Below are 25,396 nucleotides of genomic sequence, written 5' to 3' on the forward strand. Positions count from 1 at the left end.
CATCGACGAGACTAAGTGCACCGGCTGCGGGTTGTGCCTGGAGAAGTGCCCGATGAAGGGCATTCCGAGCGAGTTTGATGAGAACATGGGCACGCGCCGCGCGATATATAGACCATTCCCGCAGGCCGTTCCGAACAAGCCCGTGATCGACCGCGAGAACTGCCGCATGTTCCAGACAGGCAAGTGCGGCGTCTGTCAGAAAATGTGCCCGGCAGGCGCTATCGACTACGAACAGCAGGATCAGGTCATCACCGAGAAGTTCGGCGCGATAGTTTTGGCGACCGGCTTCAAGCTCTGGGACCATTCCAAGCTTGGCAATTATGGCTATGGAAAGTATCCCGATGTTATCTCGTCGATCCAGTTCGAAAGGATCATGAATGCGTCCGGCCCCACCGATGGCCATATAGTGCGCCCGTCCGACGGCAAGACTCCGAAGTCTATCGTGTTCATATCGTGCGTGGGCAGCCGCGACGACGAGCACGGCCATGCCTATTGCTCCAAGGTCTGCTGCATGTATAACGCCAAGCAGGCACTGCTGGTGAAGGACAAATTGCATGACGTCGAGACGTATGTCTTTTACATGGACATCCGCGCGAACGGCAAGGGCTATGAAGAGTTCGTCCGCCGGACTATCGAGGACTTCGGCGCAAACTATATACGTGGCCGAGTAAGTAAGATTTATCCTGATGACGATCAGATGGTCGTGCGGGGAGTCGATACACTGCTTGGTAAGCCTGTTGAGGTCAGAGCCGATCTGGTAGTGCTGGCGACGGCTATGGAGCCGCAGGTCGACGCCAAGGACCTCGCGCGTAAGCTTGGAATCTCTACTGATCAATACAACTGGTTCAGTGAGGCTCACCCCAAGCTCAAACCTGTCGAGGTTCTCACCGACGGTATATACCTTGCGGGAGCGTGCCAGTATCCGAAAGATATTCCCGATACTGTCGCCCAGGCGAGCGGCGCTGCGAGTAAGGTCACGGGCCTCTTCAGCAAACCAGCTATCAAGAGCGAGCCAATGATCGCCTATATCAACGAAGACACCTGTGCGGGCTGCGGACTGTGCGTTGGTGTTTGTCCATTCGGAGCAATAGAACTGGTCGAGGTGATGGACAGGGCCAAGTCCACTCGTGAGAACAAGGTGATGAAGACAGTTGCGTCCGTCAACGAGGGCGTCTGCAAAGGCTGCGGAACATGCTCAGCCGCCTGCCGGTCTCTTTCTGCCCGTTTGCGCGGGTTCGAGGGCAATCAGATACTTGCCGAGATAGACGCTCTCGCTGATATGGCTAAAGTGAGGAAGTAGCTGATTGGCAGAGAGTGGAGAGTGGAGAGCTGAGAGTGGAAAGTCCAGAATAACAGGTTAGCATTTCGCACCCAGTCATTCCGAGCGGAGCGAATGCGGAGTCGAGGAATCCGCTTCAGGATGATGATCGGTCGGGATTTGAATCCCGTTCGGAGGTCTTGGGGGTTTAAACCCCCGATACGTCGGTCCGGCAGTCAACTACCGGACCATCTGGGTGAAGCGCGATTATATGTGGGGCTAGACCATGTGCATATGTCTGATCGCATACAGAAAATGGAGCCGGGGCAACTGGGTTGATCGGTGGTTGCCATTTGCTTGGCTGCTGTTTAATGCAATTGTGGTCTTTGTCGCCTTGCAGACTGAGCATTGGTTCTATTTATGGATCGTATACATTCTGTTTTTTGATGCATTAGGCTGGAGAATACAGCGCCAGCGCTGGATTGATAAAAGAATGAAGCTTCGCTCGCAGATGGTTCCTGAGCCAAAGCGATTTGAATCATTGGCGATGCCTAGATGCAATCTCGTTTTGGAATCTGCCGGCGAGGATATTGGACGGGCGGCTCGTGAGCTGCAGCGTGTATACATAATAGCTCCCCGGGAAGCCCGGGAACTATGTAATAACGTTCCGGCAACTCTGAAAACTAATGTCTGGCACGCGGAAGCGGAATTGGTAAAGTCACGATTGGAAGCTGTCGGAGCCATAGTTCAGATTGTGGAGAATGAGCAGGATAGCTGACAATGATGATCGGACGGGATTTGAATCCCGTTCGGAGGTCTTGGGGGTTTAAACCCCCGATACATCGGTCCGGCAGTCAACTACCGGACCATCTGGGCTTGCAGAGGTACGAAATGTGGATATACGTATTTATGTTTGCTGTGTGGAATTTAGCCGATTATGCACTGGAAAAGGTCATTATAAATCGGTTTTCGAACAATATCCACAGATTCCTAGGATCACTTCTTTCTACGATATTTGCAAGTGTTGTTGTGATTGCGCTTGTGCTACTTATTATGCTTAGGTATGATTTTCCGCGCGTGACCTGGATACAGGTAGCAGGAGCAATGCTGTTGGCCAACCTATCGCAAAAATTGTTAGACTCACTGTGTTGTCGATAGCTAAATGGTGCAGGCGACATATGGAGGAACTGCTATGACATCAAGCGCAAAGAAAGTCGGTATAGGTGCAGCAGTCTTGTCCGCTGTAGTTGTAGGTTCTATCCTTGGGCTGTTTGTAATCAAACTGCTCTGGTCGTGGGTAATACCGGATATCTTCCCCGGCGCGGTGAAGCAGGGTTTGATCGTGAAGTCGATCTCATGGTATATGGCATTCAAGGTAGCCGTGTTCATCGCGCTGCTTGGCGGAATTTCTAGGTTTTCTGCTCACTGCAAGTCGGATGAATGATGATAACTATCATTGCGTTCCTGGTCATTATCTGCGTTCTGACAATCTGGTTCGCGGTTCGCGTGGCGAAAAGAGTCCAGAAATCGATTGATGAGCAGAAGAATAAGAAACAAGAGAATAAGAACCTTGGTTGGCTGAGTCACTTTCACAGCATTTGGTGGGGGCTTGGCGCGGCTGCCGGAGGTTTCAAGTTCCTATACAAAGAATGGAAAACGGCTCCAACCGGTAGTTCCGAGAAGCTTGCATGGGGCTTAGTATTGTCCTTGATATGCGCGTTTGTGTTGTGGGTGGCGGTTAAACTGCTGGATTATAAACTCAATAACGATTCGGAACCGCTCAATAGAAAAATTAGTAATGATACTGATACATAATAGGAGCAAGGTGTTGTCTAACAAATCGTTCCGATACATATTAATTGGTCTGATAATGCTCGCGATGGCTGTGCCTGTTTTCGCCTCGCCTGAGCCGATTATCTGCACGCCCGGCAATAAGTGGGAGTACAGCAGATGGAAGCTTCTGAGCGCGAATATCCAAATCGGCGGCAAGGCAGTCGCGACAATGCACGATACAAGTTCAGGCTCGTCCGTATATGAGGTTATCTCAAAGGATGAGGGCACATCTCCTGTGGTCTACAACTATCGCGAGACACTGGATACAAAGTCGACGAGCGGCAGCAATTCGACCGAGAAGTCCGATCTGAAGATGACCAGCGGTCCTGATGGGCTGCACATACTCTCGATAGTTGAGGATTCTACCGGTGAAAGCGAATCCGATAAGCAGACCTATGATCCGCCGCTCTTTTATTTCAATAGTGCCGCCGCCAATTCAGGCAAGTCGTGGGATGTCGGTGTTATGTGCAGCGGCGACATTAAGACATTTGTATCGGCAAAGGGAGCCGGTAAAGAGAGCGTAACAGTTCCTGCCGGCACATTCAAGGATTGTCTGAAGCTGATTTATACGAGTGATGATGTCTCCGGCACTGTCGATATGTGGGGCAAGACCTTTACGATAACCTCCGGCCACAGGCGCGGGATATATTGGATCGCCGATGGCGTGGGAGTCGTAAAGGAGATGGAGGTCGTCACTTCAGGAGCCGAGGGCGCAGGGCCGGACGGTAAGCCTGTCCAGCTAAACACATCGCTGTGTAGTATAGGCGAGCTCAAACCGGGATATGTGGTGAAGAAATAGTTGACGGTTGACAGTTTGCGGTTGCCTGTTAGTGATTATCGAACCGTCAACCGACAACTGGCAACAATGAACAGAGAGTTGATATGACACAAGAAACAGCAGTTATAGAAAATACAACCCAGGAAGCTGCCGCCAAGAAAGAATGGCAGCCGACAATACTCGGCATACTGTGCAATTGGTGCAGTTATGCGGGCGCAGACCTTGCGGGCAGCGCGAGATTGCATTATCCTGAGACTATCAGGATTGTGCGCGTGCCATGCTCTGGCCGGGTCGATCCGATGTTTGTGCTGAAAGGCTTCCAGAAGGGTTTCGACGCCGTGATAGTGCTCGGATGCCATCCTGGCGACTGCCATTACGCCAAGGGCAATTATTATGCCCGCCGCAGGATCGCGCTCGTCAAAGACCTCTTGAAGAGCCTGGGAATCCCTGAGGAGAGGTTCCATTTTGAGTGGGTATCTGCCTCTGAGGGCAACCGGTTTGCCGAGCTTGTGACTGAGATGACCGAGAAGATCAAGAAACTCGGTCCGTTTGAAGGCGTTACGCCATAGTTCCCAGTTGACGGTTAATAACCTTGATCGGGCGCGATATCTGATCGCGACCGCAAAGAACGATTGGATAAACGTTTGTTGCTTCGGTTCCGAAGGGGCCGAAGTCGTCCCGTTTCGATTGCAGATTACCATAAAGGCGAGAATATGTCTGATATAGAAAACAAGATTCAAGAAGAAGCAAAAAAAGCGCTGGAAGGCGGCGATGTAAGTGTTGTCATAGGTTGGGGAGCAGGCAGCGCGCCGTTCAAGACGACGCCTGTGTTCATCGAAAAGCCCGAGGATGCCGACAAGCTCGTATGGAACCCGGCGTGCGTGAATAACCTGGCCGTTTACCTGCCCAAGTTGGCGAATGACAAAAAAGTCGGAATAGTCGCCAAGCCCTGCGATATCAGGAGCATGATAGGTCTGATTCAGGAGAAGCAGATCAAGCGTGAGAACCTGTATATAATCGGCCTGGGATGTGCGGGAGTCGTGGATGCGTTCAATCTCGACAGCCAGGACTTTCATTTACAGGACGTCATCGGTCTGGACTGGACAAGCGACGGTCTGAAGGTCAGCACGACAAACGGCGACTATACTCTTTCCTGCTCAGACTGCCTGCGCGATATGTGCCTGGTCTGCACCAAGCGTGAGCCTGCTATATTTGATGTCAAGCTGGGCGAAGCAGTTCAGCCGTCTGATATACGCGAGAGCCTTATCCCGGAGCTTGCCGAGGAGCGCAAGGCGTATTGGAGCGAGCAGTTCTCGAAGTGCATCAGGTGCTACGCCTGCCGGCAGGTGTGCCCGGCGTGTTACTGCAAGACCTGCTTTGCTGACCGCGTAGAGCCCAAGTGGACCGCCAAGAAAGCCACTGCTGAAGAGGCCTGGATGTTCCATGCCACAAGAATGATGCATATTGCGGGCCGGTGCATAGGTTGCGGTGAGTGCGAGCGAATATGTCCCGTCGGTATACCCGTAGCCGAGCTTGCACGTGAGATGGCTCAGGCCGTCAAAGATACATACGGTTATGAAGCAGGCGATCCGAATCAGGAATCTCCTGTGCTGGGGCAGTATAAAGAAGAAGACTTTGACCCGGCGCATCATGGGGGATAGGTTTCAAATAAGAAGGTATATATGAGCGAGAAGATCATCTCTAAAGATAAAATTAAAGAGTGGATAGACGTGCTGATGCAGTCGCACACTGTCGTGGCGCCGATTGAGCGCAAAGATGCCCCCGCAGAGTTTCGGGAGATCAAACCCGGCGATGAGCCCATAATAGACGGCAGCAAATCCATGATGCCGCCCAAGGACTGGCTCCTGCCGCGCTATGAGACTCTCTTCAAAGTCAGCAAAGGCGCCGAGGGCGCTCAAGTCGAGCCTGCGGTTCCCGAGTGCAAACCGACGGTTATGCTTGGCATGTGGCTGCCGGATGCGGCGGCTATCCGTGTGCTGGATAGAGTCTTTCTTGACGACAAGTTCAAGGACCCATATTACGCCGCCCGCCGTGAGAATACAGTGCTGGTGGCTGTAATGCCTGCCGAGAAGCGCTGGAGCTGGTTCTGCAACTCAGTCGACGATGTCGAAACGTGGAAAGATAGCGTCGATGTGCTTATGTATGATCTCGGCGACAAATTCTATGTCGAGGGCATCAGTGCAAAAGGCGAAGAGATTATTGCGGGAGCATATTTCACTGAGTCGAATGAGGCCGATACCATAGCGCGCAATCAGGTCTGGGACCTCTTCGCCAAGTGCGATAAGCTGCCGTTTGCCGGTAAGGCACTATACGACAATCTCGCCTGGGAAGACCCGATCTGGGCTGAAATCTCTCAAAAGTGCCTAGCCTGCGGAATGTGCAGCTATATGTGCCCGAGTTGTTCGTGCTTCGATATTCAGGACGAGACCAACGGCTTGTGCACAGAGCGCTATAGGTGCCGCGATACCTGTCAGTTTGAAGATTTTACCTTGATGGGTGCCGGCCACAATCCGCGAAACAATCAGCTTCCGCGCTCACGCCAGAGACTTTTGCATAAGTTCAAGTATCAGCACGAGCAGTTCGGCGTAGTCGGCTGCACGGGCTGCGGTCGATGCGTGGAGCTTTGCCCTGTTAATGTGGACATTCGCGACGTACTGACTCGTACATGCTCGAAAGAACGTGCTGAGGAGCCGGTAAAAGCAGATTGAAGCTTTAATCCTGAAGTTTTTGTTCGCACACAGTCATTCCGAACGCAGTGAGGAATCTGCTTTGCGCGAAGTAGATTTCAGATCGGTTAATGAGATATAACGGGTGACATAATGGATTGGAATGGAATTTTCAAAACTCTGGGTTCCACAGCTATTGTTGTTGCCGCAATCGTGTATATAGCAAGACAGGTTCTCTCACATATCCTGTCACGTGATTTACAGAAATACAAGTGTAACTTGGATGCAACTTATCAAGCAGAAATTGAACGCCTTAAAAATGATCTTCGGCTAAAATCCTTTGAGCACGAAACCAAATATGCTAAGCTGCATGAGAAGCATGCTTTTATAATTGACGAATTATATAAACGTTTGTTGTGTCTTGAAAAGGCAACTGACAAGTGGTCTAGTGACATATACAACGAGGAGTTGCTTACGGTTTTTGAAAATTCTTTAGATAGTTATTCTGACTTTATAAACGAAAACAGAATATATCTGGATTCAAATTCGTGTGCATTACTAGATAAATTCACTAATTATAATGTCGTTGTGTTTTTTTGTAAGATGCGGCAGGAACTTCCTCACGACCGACCTGTTTTATTGCCTGAACAAGAAAGTATAAACGAGAGTTTGTGCGAGCTTCGAAAAAGTATTATGGATATGAAGCAATCGATAGAGTATTTGTTTCGCTCTATAATTGGGAGCAATTCTAACTAGCACAATAGTGAGTAATAATATGACACAAACAACAACTGAAAAAACAAGCACTCATAAGTGCACATGCAACCCGTACGAGCCTAAGCTGGCCGTAATCGAGAAGATAATCGAGGAGACCTGGGACACCAAGACTTTCAGAGTAGTTTTCCAGGACCCGGAACTCCGAGATAACTTCCATTATGAGCCGGGTCAGTTCCAGGAGGTCTCGGTGTTTGGAGTAGGGGAGTCTACATTCTGCCTGACCTCCAGCGCCACCCGCAAGGGCTATATCGAGTTCTCGGTAAAGAAGGTTGGGTCGGTTACATCCGCGCTGCACGAGCTGAGCGAGGGCGACGTGGTGGGAATCCGAGCCCCACTGGGTAACTGGTTCCCGTATAACGAGTGGAAGGGTAAGAACCTGCTCTTTATAGGCGGCGGCATCGGCATGGCTCCCATGCGCTCACTGCTCAATTTCTGCCTGGACAACCGCACCGACTATGCGGATATCACGACACTATACGGCGCGCGCACTCCCGGCGACTTGTGCTTCAAATACGAGTATGACGAGTGGAACACCAAGGGCAAGCTCTATCTCACGGTCGATCAGGGCGATGATGATTGGAAAGACCATGTCGGCCATGTTCCAGGCTATCTCAAGGAACTTGCTCCCAAGCCTGAGAATACAATCGCTATAACTTGCGGTCCTCCCATTATGATAAAGTTCGCTCTGGTGGAGCTTGCAAATCTCGGGTTTACTTACGAGCAGATTTATACCACGCTGGAGATGAAGATGAAGTGCGGTATCGGCAAGTGCGGTAGGTGCAATATAGGCAGCAAATTTGTCTGCCTCGACGGCCCTGTGTTCTCATATGCCGAGATCAAGGAACTTCCGCCTGAGTTTTAGAAGATCATAAGCCTCGGGATATATGTATGCCGAGGCATATACTATTTCTGGGTCATGTCCAGAAGCCGGCGCCAAAGCTGGTCTCGGCCAAGCCCCGTCTGCGCGGAGAATGCCATTGCATCCTGGCTATCGATATTCAGGCTCTTTGCCGACTGTGTCAGTAGACTTGAGACTTTCGTTTTTGCCACTTTGTCCGCCTTGGTTCCGACCACCACAAAATTGTGCCCGTTATCGCGCAGCCACTGCGCCATATTTAGATCCAGCGGCTGAGGCATATGCCGTAAATCGATTATCTGCATAACACCCCGCAGTGCCTGCCGTGTATCGAAGTAATTCCCGATGATATCCAGCCATTGGGCGCGGCTGCCTTTGCTGACCTGTGCGAAACCATACCCCGGCATATCGACGAGAAAAAAAGGCATGCCTGTCTTTTCATCTGGAGTGATTCGATAGTAGTTCAGGGTCTGAGTGTGTCCGGGCGTGCTGGACGTTCGAGCCAGCCCCTGTTTGCCGACAAGGGTATTGATCAACGAAGACTTGCCTACGTTGGATCGCCCTGTCAGCGCGATCTCGGGCAGGCTTTCATTGGGCAACTGATCCAGGCGAGCCACGCTGGTGACATATTCTGCTGTAATACGCATAACTCTAGCTACCTCTGCCGGCTGCTTCCATCAAAGATCTAACCATGTGTATTTATTATAACCTGTTTATCTGTATAATAGAAATTTTGCCTATTTCAGACTGATCTGAGAACCACTCTCCGTTTATCTCGCATGCAACATCGGGTAAGGTGAATGGGCCAGGTCGTAGTGAATGTACAAGCTCGTTTCTCGCCATGATTTCTGAGAGGAAAAAGGAGATATTATGAGACTGAAAATTATGTCTGCATTAGTGCTGATTCTGCTCATAGCATCTGTATGCGTCCATGCTACTGACGGCATTGGGGAGTTTTCAGCATTTCCGACGCCATATGGATTCAGCGGGGTTATAGTACGCATGGGGTGGTATAACTGCACTCAGGCTTGGTATTATTGTGTGGCTACAAACAACATCAGGTTTGCAGAAACTCGCGCCTTGGGAGGACAGTCGATTTTGGCACCAAAACTCTCCAGCGCACTTGTGCCTAAGATTTCTGGCGGTGATATTGCTGCCCAGCCATTGTATATGGTGACCAACTCCCAAAACCCGCCAATATTTAGTACGACTCCAAGGCAGCCAGCTTATTCGGCGCTTTGGCAGGTGTTTGAAATTACGTGGAAAGATCACGTGACACCGCGACCGATATGCAATGCAGAGCCTGCATCTTTGTCCAATCCACAAGGTTTACCCGACTCGGCAGAAGCCGATATTGTGCCGACTCAAGTAGTTATGGACTGTCCAATCCTGGTGCTTGGTCCGCTGACCGATCCATTTGTCAGTGACGGCTCAAACTACAAAATTCCGCAGGCTGGAAATATAGATCCGAAAATCAAGGCTGTTTTTATGCCGGCATGGCTGATCTATCGCCAGGACCCCCTGACCAAGCGAGTGAACACTTTTCTAGTGCAAATCACGGATGTGGGTGACCAGGAATTGGCCTCGTTTTTGGGTGCAAATTTGGCGTCAGGTCTGCTAAACATTCCTGATTCCGATACGACTGATTTCTTTGTGATGCGAGGACCTAAACCGCCATTTCAGTTGCCGCTTGTGAAGGACTGTCCGAACAATATAGGTGCATCAAATACAAACTACAACTATTCGCCGGTAATGAGATATGTCATACTCAAGAGAAATATCATACCGCCGACTTTGATAAAATCATTGGATACACTAGATCTTCTATTGATGAACGGCGAGCTTCAGATACTTAAAGACAACCAGCGTATCAATGCGCCGGTAATCGTCGGTGGTTGAATATCAGCATTGATTTTATCGGCACAAGTAAATTTATTCCAACCCCTCCCGGATGCGAGAGGGGTTGGGTTCACTGTCTTACAAGACCTTGTCACCTGATATTGCAGGCCCGGCGCCCGATGTATTGTTTGCCGATTGGTAGTCGTGTACGAACTCGTCAATTACCTCACCTACTGTATCACTGAGATGCCCGACATTCTCCGGGCTGACAACTGCCACAATCCCACTTGCCCATGTAGTCGCCGGACAGGGCTTGTCCGGGTTTCGGGCAAGAGTTGTAACCTGAATCAATTCAGCGTCAATGCTGCAGGCATGCACTCCCGTTTTGCTCTTGATAGAACTCAGCGCGATCAGCAGAATCCCATCTTTGGAAGAAAGTGAGTCACTCTTTGGAAGCATCTTTATACCCGCCGTGTTCAGTCTCTTTATAACTGCCGTTTTGAGCATGTCTACTGTAAGCCCATCTTTCGTAATTTCGGGGCTTAAAGTCTGGACGATCACATACACGCCGCCCAGTCCGCGAAGGGAGTCGAGTTCAAAGTCTGTGCGCGCTCCCCAGGTTGTCCCACAGGCAGCTAGCCCGAGGATGACTATTATAGTAACAGCCGTAAGGCTCGTCTTTGCCCCAGCCATTTTCCACCTCCACGGGACGACTGTGAAACCGCTCCAGTCGTCCTACAAAAATAGGTTACCCAGTAACAAGGGGCGATTTCTATGATATTTCACAATTTTTGCAATACGCCCTAATCAGTTTGCATGTGTGTAGATAATGATAGCTGCAGGCATTGTGGGTATAACGTCATGCGTCGTAACGTGACAGCTAAGGAGTTTGTAATGATAGTCGGTGTGCCGAAAGAGACAAAAGAAGGCGAGTATAGAGTAGCTATAGTCTCTGCGATAGTCGAGTCGCTGGTAAAAGCAGGCCATAATGTCGTGGTCGAGACCGGCGCGGGTAGAGGCAGTGGAATAGGCGATGACGCTTACATAGAGGCCGGAGCGGATATAGCCGTGCGAGCTGAAGATGTCTTCAAAGCGGCTGATATGATCGTTAAGGTCAAAGAGCCGGTGTCTAGCGAATATACGCTTATACGTGACGGCCAGGTCATTTTTACATTTTTTCACTTTGCCGCAAACGAAGAGCTGACGCGCGCCATGGTCGATAGCGGCGCTGTTTGCATTGCATATGAGACAATCGAGGAGGCTGATGGTTCTCTTCCGATTCTTACACCGATGAGCGAGGTCGCGGGGCGAATGGCCGTCCATGAAGGCGCAAAGTATCTCGAAAGACCGATGGAGGGCAGGGGAATCCTGCTCGGCGGTGTGCCGGGTGTAGCTCCAGCTAATGTGGCGATTATCGGCGGGGGTGTGGCCGGTTCCAATGCGGCTAAGATGGCTGCAGGATTGGGCGCGAATGTTGTGGTGCTGGATATCAATCTGGACAGGCTTAGGTATTTGGATGATGTGATGCCTGCCAACGTCCGCACGATCATGTCGGACAGTTATAACATTCGGATGGTCCTGCGCGAGTCGGATTTGGCAATCGGAGCTGTGCTGCGTCATGGCGCGCGTACGCCTGTGCTTGTTACCCGAGATATGCTGCGGCTGATGAAGCCGAGGTCGGTGCTGGTCGATATAGCTGTCGATCAGGGCGGAATATTCGAGTCCAGCCGCCCGACGACGCATGCAAACCCGATTTTCGTCGAGGAGGGTGTCGTGCACTACTGTGTGGCAAATATGCCCGGCGCAGTGGCCGGCACATCGACTTATGCGCTCACAAACAGCACCGGTCGATATATTATTGAGCTTGCAAACAAGGGTTGGCGACAGGCCGTTCAAGAGAGCAAACAGCTAATGGGAGGCTTGAATATTGCATATGGTAAGGTCATATTGGCTGAGGTTGCAGAACTGTTCGGATATGAATATTTCAATGTTGAAGAAATTAAAAGCTTTTGAGTCATTGACAAACAGTCTGAAATAGGTAATAATGAGCGTGTATGTGCGATATGATGGCTATTGCAACACCAACACTCTTGTCTATGGTTGGCAGTTTTTCGGTGGTTTTTGGTTGTATTTAGGTTGCAATTAGTAAGTTATTCCAGCATCATATGTATAGAGGAATGAGAGGGTGTAACGATGACAGTGCCAAACGGCCCACGTATGGGATTTACATTGATAGAATTGCTTGTTGTAATAGCAATTATTGCTATTCTTGCGGCGATTCTCTTTCCAGTGTTTACAAACGCCAAGCAGGTTGCAAACCAAGCTTCATGCTTGAGCAACATAGGTGAGGTCGGCAAAGCAATACAGGCTTATGCCGGTGATTACGGCGGTAGAATCCCGAAGTGGCACAATGGGTCATATACGTGGGACAAAGCAGTTTGGAATTACTTGAAGAACAAGAAAGTGCTAACATGTCCTGTCAACAAAAGACCAGGGTACGAATATGTCCGTTCCTATGCGATGCCAAAAAACATCTCGGGTCAAATTGTGGAGCAGGCACCCAAGCCCTCCGCAACAGTGCTGCTCTTTGAAAAAGGTTCTCGGGTTGTGTTTGAAACCGGTGATTCTTGTGGTGAGTGGTTCAGTCAGACAGTTGGCGCTGATTTAGATTCATCACACACATACTGGCATAATGGTGGCAAGACATTCGCGTTTTGCGATGGGCATGCAGCGTACTTCAAGTATCCTAAAGGGCCTTTCAGTTACGACTATGAGTACAACTACGCTGCCTGGTCCGGCAATTGCATTCACAATCCGGGCTATGGCACCCCCGGTTATTGCGGCTTCGCGGATACAACAGCAGCAGGGGAAGTTGGGTCAGTTACAGGCGCAAATTTGCCGAGGTAGTGTATACTAGTCATAATTATTCGTGATGAGATCAAAGTGATCGCGCACTGTCATTCCGAGCGAAGTCGAGGAATGATAGTGCCCTAACGTTTTCAAAAAGCTAAATCTTGAATTGCTGCCACATATAGCTGCTGCAATCCGAGTTATTCCGGCTCGATTATGGCCACGCCGTTTTCCGGTCTGGGTTTGACAAACAGCGCGAGCATCAAAGCCGCAGCAAGTGATGTTGCTGCGCCATAATAGAACGGCGCGCTCGGTGAGACCTTGTCCCATAGCAGACCGGCAATTATGCTCGCCGGTAAAAGCGCTACACCCGTAAAAGTGTAATACGCTCCGACTGCGGTTCCTCGAAGATGCGCGGGTGCAAGGTCAATTGCGTAGGCTCTCAGGATGCCTTCGGTCATACCGTAGTATATTCCGTAGATAGTAAACCATATCCAAACGCCTGCGGGACTGGTTATACGCGCCATAGCCGCATAGACTACGGAAAAGACCAGCCATCCCACTATTATCACGGGCCGCCTGCCGATTCTGTCAGAGGCGATCCCGCTTCTAAGCGAGACCAATGCAGATATAGCATTGAACGCGACATATACCCAGAGAAAATCTAGAAAGCCCATACTGACAGGTGCGCTTCTTGCTCTCAGCACCAGAAACGCATCGCTTGAGTTGCCGATAGCGAACAACATCACAATAGCAAGGAATATCTTGAATCTTCTGTCCAGCGAAGAGAGTTTTATTTCGGGCTTTGACGACTCGCCATCTTTACGTGTTTTTTCCGGTACAAAGATCACCAGTACCAGCCAGCCGAGGACAGCCGGGACAGTCGCTGCAAGGAATATGATGTGGTAGAGACCTCTGTCATGTGTGCCGAGCGCTTGTGGAGCAGCTCTGCCGAGAAGCAGCCAAACCAGGATCAGTATGATCAGTGGACCTAATGCGGCTCCTGCCGTATCCATTGCGCGGTGCAGTCCGAAAGCCCTTCCCCGGTTCGATTCATCTGTCGCATCTGCAATAAGCACATCTCTCGGAGCACTGCGTATTCCCTTGCCGAACCTGTCCGCAAATCTGATCCCGAGCACATCCGGCCATGACGCAGCAAGCAGGTAAAACGGTTTGGTGAGTGAGGAAAGTCCATAACCGAGCGCCGTAAGCAGCTTTGGCCTGCCTGACTTATCCGCAAGATACCCTGCCCATACACGCAGTATCGATGCTGTGCTTTCAGCAATTCCCTCGATTAGTCCTATGCTGAGCGTAGAGGCTCCTATTATGAACTTTAGGAACTGCGGCACTATCGGGATCAGCATCTCGCTGGAGACGTCAGTGAGGAAACTGACAATTCCCAATGTAAAAACAGTCTTGCTTACTCCGAAAATTTTACGCCTTTCATTCATGCGTCTAGCACCATCCATATTCATATCCGGCTTCATACATCGCGACAACATTTTCGGCAGGTCCTACCGATTGAATATTGTGGCACGGAGCCAGGATATAGCCGCCGTTATGCCCAAGGATACGAATATTATCCTCCACTTCCTGACGCACTTCCTGGGTGCTGCCGAATGGCAGAGTATACTGATTGTCTACTCCTCCATGAAAGATCAGCTTGTCGCCGAAGTCCTTTTTGAGACCTTCGCGCTCCATGCCGGGGCAGCGCCACTGTATGGGGTTCAGGACTTCAATGCCGATGTCGATCAGGTCGGGCAGTATGTCTCGCACAGCCCCGTCAGTATGGTGAAATACGTGCGAGCCGTTTTGTTTTGTAAGCTCGATCATTCGCCTCATACCCGGGTGGAGAAATTCCCGGATCTGCTCAGGCGAGTACATAAGCGCATTCTGACCGCCGACATCTTCTGCGATATATGTGACATTTACCTGTCCCGGGATCGTCTCAAAGATTCGTAGAGTGTCCTGATAAGCGAGATCAAATAGCTTATTCAGGCAATAATGCACAATCTCAGGGTTCTCGATCAAATCCATGAATGCTTGCATATCTCCACGCAGACGTTTGTAGACCAGAAACGGCTCAGATCCTCCGCCTTTTACTACGCGGTCTTCATTGCCTCTGATTGCTTCCGGCAGGTGAGAATAGTCCCACCAGTCCGGGCTCGGCCATGTGTAGTTTGCTTCGATTTCCGCCACTGAATTGAAACCGGCAAGAGGCGAGGTGATAGATTCATTGTAAGAACCTGTTCCATAATCCATCTCTACGGTCTTCACGCCGAATATATCCTGACCTTCGCTTGGTTTCGGTCCTACATAGTTGCCTCCAACGCAGAGCGGCAAATCGACGTGTAATCGTTTCAGGGCAGTATCGATATCACAGTCCACATGTTCACAGAGTTTACTGTTCGCTTCGGGAGTTGCCCAGTAGTCCATAGGTATGCGGTCAGGCTTTTCCCGGTTTAGAACGGCGAGCCAGCGTTCGCGTCCGGTCATTGTTTCTTTCGGCATTAAAACCTTCCAACAGATGTCATCAAAACTTGATTATGCCTCTTGAGGCATTTCACCGCTATGCGATGTTTGACTTACGTTTATATGTTATCACCTTTATTGCTCGATTGCTTCTCAGTTAATCAAATTCACAGCCCAATTTCTTATGCTTCGCGGGCGTATGCCCCGAAGGTTGCATAGACACGAAGGTTGCATGATACTTGACAAACAACCGCATCGTCCTTACAGTGTATGCGTGAGTTATCTTGTGAAGAATATAGACAACTCGAACAGGAGGTATCATGTGAAGGTTTGGCTTATGATTTTATTGTGCTTAGCAGTCGCGGTTCCGGCATTTGGGGCTCAGATGACCTATGTCGATCTCGTCAAGAGATATACCGACCTTGAGGGGCTCGCGGCATTGCCGGTTGTTGGCGAGAAATGCCGACAGGCTTCGAGCTATGACCGCGCAAGCAGATATGACGAAGCAACCGGCAAATATGTAGCTTGGGATGCAAACGGTGACGGCGGCGGTGTCATACGCATGGAGGGCGATGAGGCAGTATTTGCCGAGATGAATGGTCCAGGCTGTATATGGCGTATGTGGAGCGCGTTGGCCGGCAGAGGGCATTTGAAGATATATCTCGATGACGCACCTGAGCCTGTGCTTGATATGCCGTTTCACAGTTACTTTGACAACAGTGTCGATGAGTTTAATCTTTCCTCACTTGTTAACACCGTCTCTCAGGGAAGAAACTGGTATGTCCCCATTCCTTACCAGAAATCCTGCAAGATTGTGGCCGATAAAGACTGGGGAGCCTATTTTCAGTTCACCTATACAACCTTTCCAAAGGACACAATTGTTCCTACCTTCAAAAAAAACGTGTCGCAGGAAGATCTGGCTGCTCTCAAGCAGACCGACAGGTTCCTCAGATACAGACTCGGCCGCGACCCGGCAGGTGTCCGAAAAGGTGAAACCGCCGAGACAAAATTTCTCACCCTGGCTCCCGGATCAAAGAATATCGTAACCAAACTGACCGGTCCTCGCGCGATCACCTCAATCCGGCTGGCAATTGATCCGGCTTGGGGAGAGAATGCAGAGAAGCAGCTTCGTGAGGTGGTGCTGAAGATCAGTTGGGACGGCGAGAAGCAGCCCAGCGTATGGGTCCCGCTTGGCGATTTCTTTGGTGCGGCTCCCGGCATCCAGAAATATAAATCACTGCCGATGGGTGTGACCGACAAGGAGATGTATTGCCTGTGGTATATGCCTTTCGCCAAGGATGCGAAGATCGAGCTTCAAAATGGTGGCGACAAGGCATTCCCGGTAACACTGAGTATTGTCAGCGCTCCCCTTTCTCGTGATATCAATGACCTGATGCGTTTTCATGCCAAATGGCACCGAGACGCATTCCTTCCTACAGAGTCTGAACGCGCAATAGACTGGACAATGCTCAAGACAAACGGCCAGGGTCGTTTTGTTGGAGTGATGCTGGATGTGCGCAATCCCAAAGGCGGCTGGTGGGGCGAAGGCGATGAGAAGTTCTTTGTTGACGGCGAGAAGTTTCCGTCCACATTCGGCACCGGTTCGGAGGATTATTTCGGTTATGCCTGGTGCTCACCGGACTATTTCCAGAATGCGTTTCATAACCAGACCCGCCAGGCTCCCGACAATAAGTGGGCGAGCCTGAACCGCTGGCAGATAGCCGACTGTGTGCCGTTCCAAAAGAGCTTCGAGGGCGATATCGAGAAGTACTGGCCGAATGATCGCCCAACGTTATATGCATGCACCGCCTACTGGTATCTTGCCCTCGGCGGCCAGGATGCCTATGAGCCTGTCGAACCAGCTTCGGCGCGCACGAATTATTGCCCATTGGATGTTACAAAGTAGTATAATCACCTATAGAGAAATGCTAGGAAAATGGCAGAATATATATAGAGAGATCGTTCGGCATTCCCTCCTTGTGTATGCTTGGAGGGATTGCATTTGTTAATTATTACTCTGACTGGTTGTTGACAGTGTGCCCGGCCGGTGATATACTTGCGCCGGATACACTTCAAGATCCGCTCTATCCCGCCCGTGGGAGACTAGAAATGCTAAAAGGCATCACTAAGGCTGATGGCGGCAATTCGCCTGAAGACCGATATGGGGTTGTAGTTGCTCTTTCCAATCTGTCCAAAACCCTTGATGCCGCCGATGGCAGTGTCGCATTTCCTGCTGCTGCGGAGGCAGGCGCTACACTGCTGCGTGTCTCCAAGACAGTCGTCTTCATAAAAGATGAAAATGGCGAGCTTGTAGCGGGAGGCAATAATGGCTTGAGTAATAAACCAGGCTTACTTGCTACTGCACAGTCTGTCGCTCATGAGTCGCTCGACTCGTCCGCTCCAGTGATCTACCCGAACTCATTCGGTAAAAATCGCGAACTTATGGTCAACCTGAAGAAACTGGGCATCTCGGCGGTTCTGAGCGTGCCGATGAGGGTAGGCGAGGCCAATTTGGGCGCTTTCGTTGCCCTGTCGGAAGGTTCGAGGACGTTTGCTCCCGGTGATATCGAACTCGCCCATGTGGTGGCCAGCCAGGCTGCTCTTGCGGCATGGAAGAACATGGGTCCAAGCGCCGTAACGTCGGCTGCGGAGCCGAGTGACCTGATCAGCCTTGCTAATCGCAAGATCCAGGAGCTTTCGCTGGTCAACCAGGTAAGTCATGCGGTCAGCTCCACTCTGGACCTCGACAAGCTGCTGGATATCGCCCTGGAGCAGTCCATGGCGGCGGTGCGCGCAGATGCGGGTTCTCTGATGCTTCTGAGCGAGGAAACCGGCAGGCTGGAGATTGTCGCCTCGCGCGGTATCGCCCGCAAGTGGGTCCAGAATACAAAGCAACCTGTAGGTGAGAGTATCGCGGGATGGGTGGCCGAACATGGTGAGAGCGTTCTGGTCAGTGACGCTCGCAATGATCTTCGTTTTCATATGCCGTCCTTCCGAGATTATATTACCTCGGCTGCGTCTGTTCCGCTAAAGGCCAAGGGTATGATCATAGGCGTGCTCAATGTCAATACGGTCAATCCTGAGAGAGTCTTTGATGAGCGCGATCTGGAACTGCTTGGCACGGTCGCAAACCAGATGGCGGTCGCTATAGAGAATGCCCGTCTTTATGCTCGTGTCAATCGCCGTACAAAGCAGCTCGACAGTCTTCTGCAGATATCACGTACTGTGACCTCCACGTTAAACCTGGACGAAGTCATGCACAGAGTCTCTGAGGTAATTTGCAGGGTCTTTCAGCTCGATGTTTGTTCGCTGCTTCTTATAGACGAGCCAAGCGGTCGTTTCAGACTAGGTCATGGCATTGGTCTTAAGAACAAGCGCAAATATGTGTATTATGACATCGCGGCCCCATTTGCAAATAGAGTAAAGAAGACAAATGCCAGGGTCATGATGCGCGATATCACCAGGTCACCGTTGCTGTGCACTGAGATTTCGCAGGCTGAGAAGCTCAAGTCAGCAGTTGCGATTCCACTCCGACATCATGGAAAACTGGTTGGTGTGGCTGTCGGCTTTTCGAGAGAGCTGCGCACATTTGTAAAATCTCAGCAGGATATGGTGCGATCCATTGGTGAACTTGCGGGCATTGCGATCCACCATGCTCGAATTTACAGGCAGAAGTATAAGATAGCGGAAATTCTGCAGCAGCGATTGGTGCCTGCCGAAGCGCCTAAGTTCGCCGGACTCGATATCGGCCACAAGTTTTTACCTGCCCAGGAGGTCGGCGGTGACTATTACGACTTCATCAATGTCGGCCCAAAGATGCTTGGAATTGCTCTCGGAGATGTAGCGGGCAGCGATGTTGAAGCCGCAGAGTATACCACCATGGGCAAGCACGTGCTGCGCGCATATGCCCACGAATACGCATATCCCGCGGACGTATTGGTAAAGACCAACAATATGGTCTGCGAAGATACCCGCTCCGATATGTTCATCAGCCTCTTCTACGGCATTATCGATCTCAAGGCAATGAAACTGCTCTATGCCAACGCCGGCTGCGAGCCTGCGATTCACTATAGCTCCCGGACCGGTGAGTGCAGAGTGTTAATGTCAGAAGGCATTCTGCTGGGGATAAAAAAAGGGACTCAATATGCTCAGCAGGAGATCAATCTTGATCCGGGCGACATTGTGATGGTCTACACTGATGGCCTGACCGAAGCCGGTGTCGAAGGGATGCGTTTCGGCACGCAGCGAGTAATGGACCTGCTTGCTGACTTTGCCCCCTTAAGCGCTCAAGAGATTGTCGATGGAATGCACGATGCCCTCCTCGAGTTCGGCCACGGCCGCATTACAGACGACGTTGCGATGGTTGTGACCAAGGTTGTTTAGTTCAGCACTGAAATTGTTTATGCAAGATGTCTGTAATTTCTAACCAACGGTTTCAAACGGGCAATCAAGCAGCATAATCCTCTACAGCCATCCTCTCTGGCAAAAGCGTAAATAACCTCTTCGTTTTAGCAACTAAAGCTGGATAGGTTCCTCCTAACGATTGCAAAAATGAACGGAATCAACGGAGCTTGTGATTGTTAATGCAGGTCTTTCTAATGTTGTGCTATACTGGCCAAGAATTATTGAGAAACAAGTAGGCTTACGATTGGTATATTGAGTATTAGCAGCATTCACACATATAAGGAGGAAACATCATGCACGAAATTTTAACGCGTTGTGGTAGTCGCTGTGACCTATGTCTGGCATACAAACCGAACATAGAAGCACACCCGGAAAACAGGCAGAAATTGAGTGACGGCTGGTTTAAGTATTTCGGTTTTCGCATTCCTGCCGCTGATATCAGTTGTGCCGGATGCATGACTGATGGTCTGAGGCTCGATGATGATTGTCCGATACGGCCATGTGTGCTGGAGAAAGGTCTTGATAATTGTGCACAATGTGATGAGTATATATGTGAAAAGTTTAGGCAGCGGCTGGTAATCTATGAGGATGTCAAGCAGCAATTCTCTGAAGGCATTCCGGAAGAAGATTACAGGTGTTTTATTCAACCTTACGAAAACAAACTGCGGCTTGATTCAATTAGATCCACTTCGCGTCGAGAGAAGAAATGATAACGCCTGAACTAACATCAAGTTTGGAGTGCAGCCAAGAATGAAAACTATTTTGCTCATTACTGGCATGGTCGCAATGTTCATTTCTTGCCAGCTAACTTATGGAGCGGAGGAAAAACCAGTGCATCAGAAACGAAACGTAATACTTGGGTTGCGCAAGGTCGACTGGAGTGATTTGGAAAGGCAAAACGAATTTCTAAATTGTGTGATATCGGCAATGGGGCACTTCGGCAAGAAATACACTTATGACGAGTTGGCATGCATATCGGGCTGCGCTTTCCGTGCCTGCTCTCCAAAGCAGGGGGTTAACCCGGGAGCCTATCATATCATTGAAGACATGTCGATTATTGAGCATACTTTCAAAATGCTGGGGTATAATGCCACGCTGCATACTCCAAGCGATTATGAGACGGATAGAAAGCTGATTATGGACAGCATTGACAGAGGTGTCCCGGTCTTGACATTCCAAGGTGTGATAAGCTGCTCGGAATGCTGCATCATTTCAGGCTATGATGACGATGGTGCCGTCCTGCTTGGTTGGAATCCATTTATGTATGGATCAGGGTATGCCCACGACGAGCCGGCTGACAGCACGGGATACTTCCGCAAGAGCAAATGGCATGACGGCGACTTAAAACAGGTTGCCGCAAGGATTCTGATTATTGGCGAGCCGACGACAACTCTGAGCAAAGAAGAGACCATCAGGGAGACGCTCAGATGGGCGGTGAAGCTTATTCGAGCAGGCCAAGCAGGCCACACCCATTATGCGGAGTTGATATGCAAGGATAACGATGATTGGTTTTGTTTGGACTTGATGATGGTGTGCCTCGGTTGTAACGTGTATCAGGACAAGCTCTATGTGGCGCCGTTTTTGCGTGAAGCTAAAACTGTTATTAAGGACAAGGCCGATGTGCTGGAGGAGTGCGCGAAGCTATATGATCAAATCGCGGTTTACCGGCATGAGATGAACAAATACTTACCTGAGGCGGAAGCACAGACAGGCGAGCGTGTAAAGGACAAGGAACTCCGCAAGCAGTATGCGCAGCGTGTGCTCAAGATAAGAGACCTGGAAAAGCAGGCCGCCGATCTGCTGGAGAAGATATAGGAGGATTCACCATGAAGAGAAACGTAATACCGGGCCTGCGAAAAGTCGACTGGAGTGATGTCACAAGGCAGAGTGAGTATGTAAACAGCGTCATCTCTGCGCTGGGTGGCCTCGGAGAGAACTTGGACTATGATTACGTCTGTGCTGTTTCTGGAAGCGCATTCCGCACCTCGTTTTCAGTAGAGGGATGGAACCATGGCAATTATCACGTTATCAATACGCCGGTTATCCCTGAGCATACCTTCAAAATGCTGGGATACAACGTTTCGCAGCACACTCGGAGTGATTATGAGACCGACAGCAAGCTGATTATGGACAGCATAGACAAGGGCGTTCCCGTTATCTCAATTGAAGGTGTGATTAATTGTTCTGATACTTGTTTGATCTCCGGCTATGACGATGATGGCCGAGTGCTGCTGGGGTGGAGCACATTTATGGATATTAAGGACGATCACCCGGATGCGCCGGACGAGACCGGCTATTTCAGAAAGACGGATTGGCACAATGGCTTCTTCGCGGACGGTAAAGGGCAAATACTCATCATTGATGGCAAATGTGAGAAGTCTGACAAACAAACCATATTGGCGGAAACTCTTAAGCTGATCTCGCGCCTTATTCAGGAAGAGAGCCTCGTGCCGGGCCAGCACAATGGCCTCGCTGCACATAAAGCCTTTGCTGATGCGCTACTTACGTATACATGGGATGACAACGGCTGGGTGTATCTCAATGTGATGTGCAACTACAAACAGTACCTCGACCGGCAGTATGCCGTAAAGTTCTTCCGCGACAACGACAGGTACGATCTGGCCGGTCGCTACGAAGAGATTGCAGCGCTTTGCGCGAAGCTGGGGCAGATTATCCCGCAGGACTTTACAGCGGGCGACATGTTCAGCGACAAGGAGAATCTGAGGCCATACTGCGATGTCCTGCTGCAGATACGCGATCTTGAAGAGAGATTGCTTCCTCTACTTGGTTGACCAAAACCATCAAACCCTCAAACTATCGAGAGAGTTCAGTTATCCGGAAATTGGGGGTCAGGGGTTGGGGGATAGGGGATAGAGATGGTTGAGTGGACAACCAACCACTTTCCCTAATCCCTAACTCCCATCCCCCATGCTGAAACAATTAGTTTCTCCCAAAGAAGTGAATACTCTAAAATCATCAAACCAGGTTGACAGACAGCCCGCCAAAGTGGTAAAAATGAGCGAGGCATTAGGAGCGAGTCTCTAACCTCAAACCTCTAAATGGCAAGGAGCGGAATAATGATTAAAGTAGGTCTGGTGGGTTTTGGCTTTATGGGCCATATGCACACCCAGTGCCATGTAGCTGCAGGCGAGAGCAAGATAGCAGCGGTAGCCGATGTCGATCCGGCAAAGAGAGATGAAGCAAAAGAAAAGTTCGGCTGCGAAGTTTACGCGAGCATCGAAGATATGCTGGCATCGGCGGATATCGATATGGTCGATATCTGCACGCCGACATATCAGCATGCCGGGCATGTTATTGCTGCAGCCAAAGCCGGCAAACATATTCTCTGCGAGAAGCCGATGGCTCTGACAGTGGATGAGTGCGACAAGATGATCGAGGCCGTCAACAAGGCGGGCGTCACATTTATGATCGCCCAGGTCATTCGGTTCTGGCCCGAGTATCAGGTCGTCAAAGAGATCGTCGATTCGGGCAAATACGGCAAGGTGCTGTGGGTGAGCGCCAGTAGACTCAGCCCTCCGGCCAACTGGGCCTGGGAAAAGTGGCTGTGGGACCCCAAGAGGAGCGGCGGCGGCGTTATGGATTTGCATGTTCATGACCAGGACTACATCGCTTATCTTATCGGCGCGCCGAAAAAGATTCAGGCGCAGGGCACCAAGGGTCCCGGCGGCGGACTCGACGCCGTCCAGGCACTGGGATGGGGACATGAGTCCGGCGCTAACAGCTACGCCGAGGGTTCGCTGATCATGTCCGAGACTTATCCGTTTAACATGTCTTTGAAAGTAGTCTGCGAGAAGGCTTCCATAAAGATCGATACCGGCAGCGACCCTACACTGATGGTCTACCCGAATGAGGGCGAAGCATATGCTCCTGAGCTTCCGGAACCGGAGATTGGTGAGTCTACGGAGACATCGGGCAACCTATCCTCACTTGGCGGCTATTACAACGAGATCAAGTATTTCGTCGGCTGCCTGAAAGCAGGTAAAAAGCCGGTTGTAGTCACTCCTGAGCAGGCTCGCGAGGCGGTCAAAATATGCCTTGCAATCACAAAATCTGCTGAAACTGGGCAGATTGTGGAGTTATAATATAACTTTTTATCGCGAAAACGCGAAAAGTAGGAAAACACGAAAAGGAATCTCTGATTTCGCAATTTCGCTCTTTCGCATTTGATTTTAATAGTGTTCGGACGCGATATCCAATCGCGTCCGAAACAGAAGTCTCGCAATATCATATTGCTATGACCAATTGCAATAATGCAGACGTTTCAAACTTTGTCATTCCGAACGCGGCGAAATATGACGTTGAACTATCATCAATTCGTTTATCTCGCCGAATGTGAGGAATCTGCTTTGCGCTGATGTTTCAACAGCAGATTTCTCACTGCGCTCGAAATGACTAGGTTCGATAGAAATTTAGTTGATTATGGAGGGACTATGTTAACTAAAGGAATCAGTTATTGGTCGTTTCCGGGCGGGCTGGAAGGCACAAAGCCCGTCGCGGAAGCTTTTATTGAAGCCAAAAAAGCCGGGTTTGAGTCGGTCGAGGCCTGCCTTTCAGAGACAGGCGATGTGAGCCTGCAGACCACCGAGGCCAAGGCAAAAGAGATCATAAAGGCCGCATCGGATGCCGGTGTGAAGATATCATCCGTTGCCACTGGCCTCTTCTGGGGCAAGTCGCTTACCGCAAGCGATCCCAAGGTCCGCGCCGAAGCTCTCGAAATCGGCAAGAAGCTCATAGACGTTGCTGCATGGCTTGATGCAGGCGCGGTGCTTGTAATTCCCGGAGCGGTGGATGTGTTCTTCGATCCGGCTTCAGAAGTAGTCGAGTTCAATGATGTCTGGGACCGCGCCACCGAAGCCATCGGTAAGCTGGAGTCCCATGCCAAGGCTGCAAAGATCGCCATCGGTCTGGAGAACGTCTGGAACAAGTTCCTCACAGGTCCCGCCGAACTCAATAAGTTCATCGACCAGTTCAATTCGGAGTGGGTCGGCTCATACTTCGATGTAGGCAACTGCCTGCTCTACGGCTATCCGGAGCACTGGATCAAAACCCTCGGCAAGAGGATCAAGAGAGTCCATTTCAAGGACTTCCGCCGCGCTGTGGGCACCGGTGACGGTTTCGTCGACTTGCTTGCAGGGGATGTGAACTGGCCGGCTGTTATCAGCGCGTTTAAGGAGATCGGCTACAACGGCTATGTCACAGCCGAGATGATCCCAGGATACAAGCACTATCCAGAGGTTATAATAGGCAATACCTCTCGCGCAATGGACGCGATTCTGGGAAGATAAAAACAACCGCAACCCTTATATCCCTCCAGGTATCTTACCTGGAGGGCTTTCGTTCCTTATGCGAGGAAGCGATAAAGCACATGAAGCGTCGAACTATTAAGGGTGTCTTACGCAACTTTCTAGGGACCTACACAAGTCGGTATTCCGACTATGAGGGCTACTGGGTGTTCGATGGTCCGGGATTTGAGAAACTGTCTCATAATCACAAAAATTCAAATCGTCAAGAAACTCACGAAGTGAGGATTAGCAGGAAAGGGCTTCCCAGAAGTTTAATGACATCTGAGACGTGCCGATAACGCTAATTCTGCTCGACTTTCGATTTTTGAGACAGCCTCT

The 25,396-nt window shown here is 50.3% G+C and carries 24 protein-coding genes; 20 read left to right on the top strand and 4 right to left on the bottom strand.

All coding sequences use genetic code 11. The features are described 5' to 3' along the window. From ABFD83_02250 to ABFD83_02295, 10 genes are all read left to right on the top strand, one after another. The coding region (locus tag ABFD83_02250; GenBank protein ID MEN6355887.1) for a CoB--CoM heterodisulfide reductase iron-sulfur subunit A family protein at positions 1-1,300 on the top strand (1,300 nt) is incomplete at its 5' end. Positions 1,301-1,604: 304 nt separating this feature from the next. After that, positions 1,605-2,036 carry a ribosomal protein L7/L12 gene (locus ABFD83_02255; protein MEN6355888.1) on the top strand — a complete coding sequence of 144 codons (432 nt, stop codon included), beginning with the start codon at positions 1,605-1,607 and terminating at the stop codon, positions 2,034-2,036. Between the two features lie 414 nt (positions 2,037-2,450). After that, positions 2,451-2,702: a hypothetical protein gene (locus ABFD83_02260; protein ID MEN6355889.1), complete on the top strand. Its 252-nt coding sequence runs from the start codon at positions 2,451-2,453 to the stop codon at positions 2,700-2,702. Beyond that, on the top strand, positions 2,699-3,073 hold the full coding sequence (locus tag ABFD83_02265; protein ID MEN6355890.1) for a hypothetical protein: 375 nt from the start codon (positions 2,699-2,701) through the stop codon (positions 3,071-3,073). The genes ABFD83_02260 and ABFD83_02265 overlap by 4 nt, the downstream gene beginning before the upstream one ends. A 13-nt stretch (positions 3,074-3,086) precedes the next feature. Further along, complete coding sequence (locus ABFD83_02270) at positions 3,087-3,890, top strand: hypothetical protein (protein ID MEN6355891.1); 804 nt, start codon at positions 3,087-3,089, stop codon at positions 3,888-3,890. Between the two features lie 83 nt (positions 3,891-3,973). Further along, positions 3,974-4,438 (top strand): hydrogenase iron-sulfur subunit, encoded by a 465-nt coding sequence (locus ABFD83_02275; GenBank protein MEN6355892.1) that lies wholly within the window; start codon positions 3,974-3,976, stop codon positions 4,436-4,438. A 144-nt stretch (positions 4,439-4,582) separates the two neighbouring features. Beyond that, positions 4,583-5,530 (top strand): 4Fe-4S dicluster domain-containing protein, encoded by a 948-nt coding sequence (locus ABFD83_02280; protein ID MEN6355893.1) that lies wholly within the window; start codon positions 4,583-4,585, stop codon positions 5,528-5,530. A gap of 21 nt (positions 5,531-5,551) precedes the next feature. Continuing rightward, positions 5,552-6,598, top strand: a complete 1,047-nt coding sequence (locus tag ABFD83_02285; GenBank protein ID MEN6355894.1) for a 4Fe-4S dicluster domain-containing protein — start codon at positions 5,552-5,554, stop codon at positions 6,596-6,598. Positions 6,599-6,709: 111 nt separating this feature from the next. Then, a complete protein-coding gene (locus ABFD83_02290; protein ID MEN6355895.1) occupies positions 6,710-7,312 on the top strand; it encodes a hypothetical protein in 603 nt (200 codons plus the stop codon). A 19-nt stretch (positions 7,313-7,331) separates the two neighbouring features. Beyond that, on the top strand, positions 7,332-8,195 hold the full coding sequence (locus ABFD83_02295; GenBank protein ID MEN6355896.1) for an FAD/NAD(P)-binding protein: 864 nt from the start codon (positions 7,332-7,334) through the stop codon (positions 8,193-8,195). Between the two features lie 41 nt (positions 8,196-8,236). Here the strand turns inward: ABFD83_02295 and yihA are convergent, their stop codons facing one another. After that, complete coding sequence (gene yihA, locus ABFD83_02300) at positions 8,237-8,836, bottom strand: ribosome biogenesis GTP-binding protein YihA/YsxC (protein ID MEN6355897.1); 600 nt, start codon at positions 8,834-8,836, stop codon at positions 8,237-8,239. A gap of 223 nt (positions 8,837-9,059) precedes the next feature. On the opposite strand from yihA, the gene ABFD83_02305 reads away from it, so the two are divergent. Continuing rightward, positions 9,060-10,088, top strand: a complete 1,029-nt coding sequence (locus ABFD83_02305; protein MEN6355898.1) for a hypothetical protein — start codon at positions 9,060-9,062, stop codon at positions 10,086-10,088. Positions 10,089-10,166: 78 nt separating this feature from the next. Here ABFD83_02305 and ABFD83_02310 read toward each other — a convergent pair whose 3' ends face one another. Beyond that, positions 10,167-10,721, bottom strand: a complete 555-nt coding sequence (locus tag ABFD83_02310; protein ID MEN6355899.1) for a hypothetical protein — start codon at positions 10,719-10,721, stop codon at positions 10,167-10,169. Positions 10,722-10,922: 201 nt separating this feature from the next. On the opposite strand from ABFD83_02310, the gene ald reads away from it, so the two are divergent. Next, complete coding sequence (gene ald, locus ABFD83_02315; protein MEN6355900.1) at positions 10,923-12,041, top strand: alanine dehydrogenase; 1,119 nt, start codon at positions 10,923-10,925, stop codon at positions 12,039-12,041. 180 nt (positions 12,042-12,221) lie between these two features. After that, entirely contained in the window at positions 12,222-12,935 is a 714-nt protein-coding gene (locus ABFD83_02320) for a prepilin-type N-terminal cleavage/methylation domain-containing protein (protein MEN6355901.1), read from the top strand. A gap of 143 nt (positions 12,936-13,078) precedes the next feature. Here ABFD83_02320 and ABFD83_02325 read toward each other — a convergent pair whose 3' ends face one another. Both ABFD83_02325 and ABFD83_02330 read right to left on the bottom strand, forming a co-directional pair. Next, on the bottom strand, positions 13,079-14,329 hold the full coding sequence (locus tag ABFD83_02325) for an MFS transporter (GenBank protein ID MEN6355902.1): 1,251 nt from the start codon (positions 14,327-14,329) through the stop codon (positions 13,079-13,081). A gap of 4 nt (positions 14,330-14,333) precedes the next feature. Beyond that, the gene (locus ABFD83_02330; GenBank protein ID MEN6355903.1) at positions 14,334-15,389 is read right to left on the bottom strand and encodes a uroporphyrinogen decarboxylase family protein; all 1,056 of its coding nucleotides are present in this window, start codon (positions 15,387-15,389) and stop codon (positions 14,334-14,336) included. Positions 15,390-15,672: 283 nt separating this feature from the next. On the opposite strand from ABFD83_02330, the gene ABFD83_02335 reads away from it, so the two are divergent. The 7 genes from ABFD83_02335 to ABFD83_02365 all read left to right on the top strand — a co-directional run bounded on the left by ABFD83_02335 (position 15,673) and on the right by ABFD83_02365 (position 25,060). Beyond that, positions 15,673-17,256 (top strand): glycoside hydrolase family 172 protein, encoded by a 1,584-nt coding sequence (locus ABFD83_02335; GenBank protein MEN6355904.1) that lies wholly within the window; start codon positions 15,673-15,675, stop codon positions 17,254-17,256. A 203-nt stretch (positions 17,257-17,459) separates the two neighbouring features. Beyond that, positions 17,460-19,733 (top strand): SpoIIE family protein phosphatase, encoded by a 2,274-nt coding sequence (locus ABFD83_02340; GenBank protein ID MEN6355905.1) that lies wholly within the window; start codon positions 17,460-17,462, stop codon positions 19,731-19,733. Between the two features lie 314 nt (positions 19,734-20,047). Next, positions 20,048-20,464, top strand: a complete 417-nt coding sequence (locus ABFD83_02345) for a DUF3795 domain-containing protein (protein MEN6355906.1) — start codon at positions 20,048-20,050, stop codon at positions 20,462-20,464. A 121-nt stretch (positions 20,465-20,585) separates the two neighbouring features. Beyond that, positions 20,586-21,569, top strand: a complete 984-nt coding sequence (locus ABFD83_02350) for a hypothetical protein (GenBank protein ID MEN6355907.1) — start codon at positions 20,586-20,588, stop codon at positions 21,567-21,569. An 11-nt stretch (positions 21,570-21,580) separates the two neighbouring features. After that, positions 21,581-22,546: a hypothetical protein gene (locus ABFD83_02355; GenBank protein MEN6355908.1), complete on the top strand. Its 966-nt coding sequence runs from the start codon at positions 21,581-21,583 to the stop codon at positions 22,544-22,546. A 285-nt stretch (positions 22,547-22,831) separates the two neighbouring features. Further along, positions 22,832-23,857 (top strand): Gfo/Idh/MocA family oxidoreductase, encoded by a 1,026-nt coding sequence (locus ABFD83_02360; protein MEN6355909.1) that lies wholly within the window; start codon positions 22,832-22,834, stop codon positions 23,855-23,857. A gap of 348 nt (positions 23,858-24,205) precedes the next feature. Further along, complete coding sequence (locus tag ABFD83_02365) at positions 24,206-25,060, top strand: sugar phosphate isomerase/epimerase family protein (GenBank protein ID MEN6355910.1); 855 nt, start codon at positions 24,206-24,208, stop codon at positions 25,058-25,060. The last annotated feature ends 336 nt before the right edge of the window (positions 25,061-25,396 follow it).

Source organism: Armatimonadota bacterium (assembly GCA_039679645.1).
GTDB lineage: Bacteria > Armatimonadota > UBA5829 > UBA5829 > UBA5829 > UBA5829.

Coding starts and splice junctions, on each gene's coding strand:
- ABFD83_02260 (MEN6355889.1), top strand. CDS start 2,451: ATGACATCAAGCGCAAAGAAAGTCGGTATAGGTGCAGCAGTCTTGTCC.
- ABFD83_02265 (MEN6355890.1), top strand. CDS start 2,699: ATGATGATAACTATCATTGCGTTCCTGGTCATTATCTGCGTTCTGACA.
- ABFD83_02275 (MEN6355892.1), top strand. CDS start 3,974: ATGACACAAGAAACAGCAGTTATAGAAAATACAACCCAGGAAGCTGCC.
- ABFD83_02280 (MEN6355893.1), top strand. CDS start 4,583: ATGTCTGATATAGAAAACAAGATTCAAGAAGAAGCAAAAAAAGCGCTG.
- ABFD83_02285 (MEN6355894.1), top strand. CDS start 5,552: ATGAGCGAGAAGATCATCTCTAAAGATAAAATTAAAGAGTGGATAGAC.
- ABFD83_02290 (MEN6355895.1), top strand. CDS start 6,710: ATGGATTGGAATGGAATTTTCAAAACTCTGGGTTCCACAGCTATTGTT.
- ABFD83_02295 (MEN6355896.1), top strand. CDS start 7,332: ATGACACAAACAACAACTGAAAAAACAAGCACTCATAAGTGCACATGC.
- yihA (MEN6355897.1), bottom strand. CDS start 8,836: ATGCGTATTACAGCAGAATATGTCACCAGCGTGGCTCGCCTGGATCAG.
- ABFD83_02305 (MEN6355898.1), top strand. CDS start 9,060: ATGAGACTGAAAATTATGTCTGCATTAGTGCTGATTCTGCTCATAGCA.
- ABFD83_02310 (MEN6355899.1), bottom strand. CDS start 10,721: ATGGCTGGGGCAAAGACGAGCCTTACGGCTGTTACTATAATAGTCATC.
- ald (MEN6355900.1), top strand. CDS start 10,923: ATGATAGTCGGTGTGCCGAAAGAGACAAAAGAAGGCGAGTATAGAGTA.
- ABFD83_02320 (MEN6355901.1), top strand. CDS start 12,222: ATGACAGTGCCAAACGGCCCACGTATGGGATTTACATTGATAGAATTG.
- ABFD83_02325 (MEN6355902.1), bottom strand. CDS start 14,329: ATGAATGAAAGGCGTAAAATTTTCGGAGTAAGCAAGACTGTTTTTACA.
- ABFD83_02330 (MEN6355903.1), bottom strand. CDS start 15,389: ATGCCGAAAGAAACAATGACCGGACGCGAACGCTGGCTCGCCGTTCTA.
- ABFD83_02340 (MEN6355905.1), top strand. CDS start 17,460: ATGCTAAAAGGCATCACTAAGGCTGATGGCGGCAATTCGCCTGAAGAC.
- ABFD83_02345 (MEN6355906.1), top strand. CDS start 20,048: ATGCACGAAATTTTAACGCGTTGTGGTAGTCGCTGTGACCTATGTCTG.
- ABFD83_02355 (MEN6355908.1), top strand. CDS start 21,581: ATGAAGAGAAACGTAATACCGGGCCTGCGAAAAGTCGACTGGAGTGAT.
- ABFD83_02360 (MEN6355909.1), top strand. CDS start 22,832: ATGATTAAAGTAGGTCTGGTGGGTTTTGGCTTTATGGGCCATATGCAC.
- ABFD83_02365 (MEN6355910.1), top strand. CDS start 24,206: ATGTTAACTAAAGGAATCAGTTATTGGTCGTTTCCGGGCGGGCTGGAA.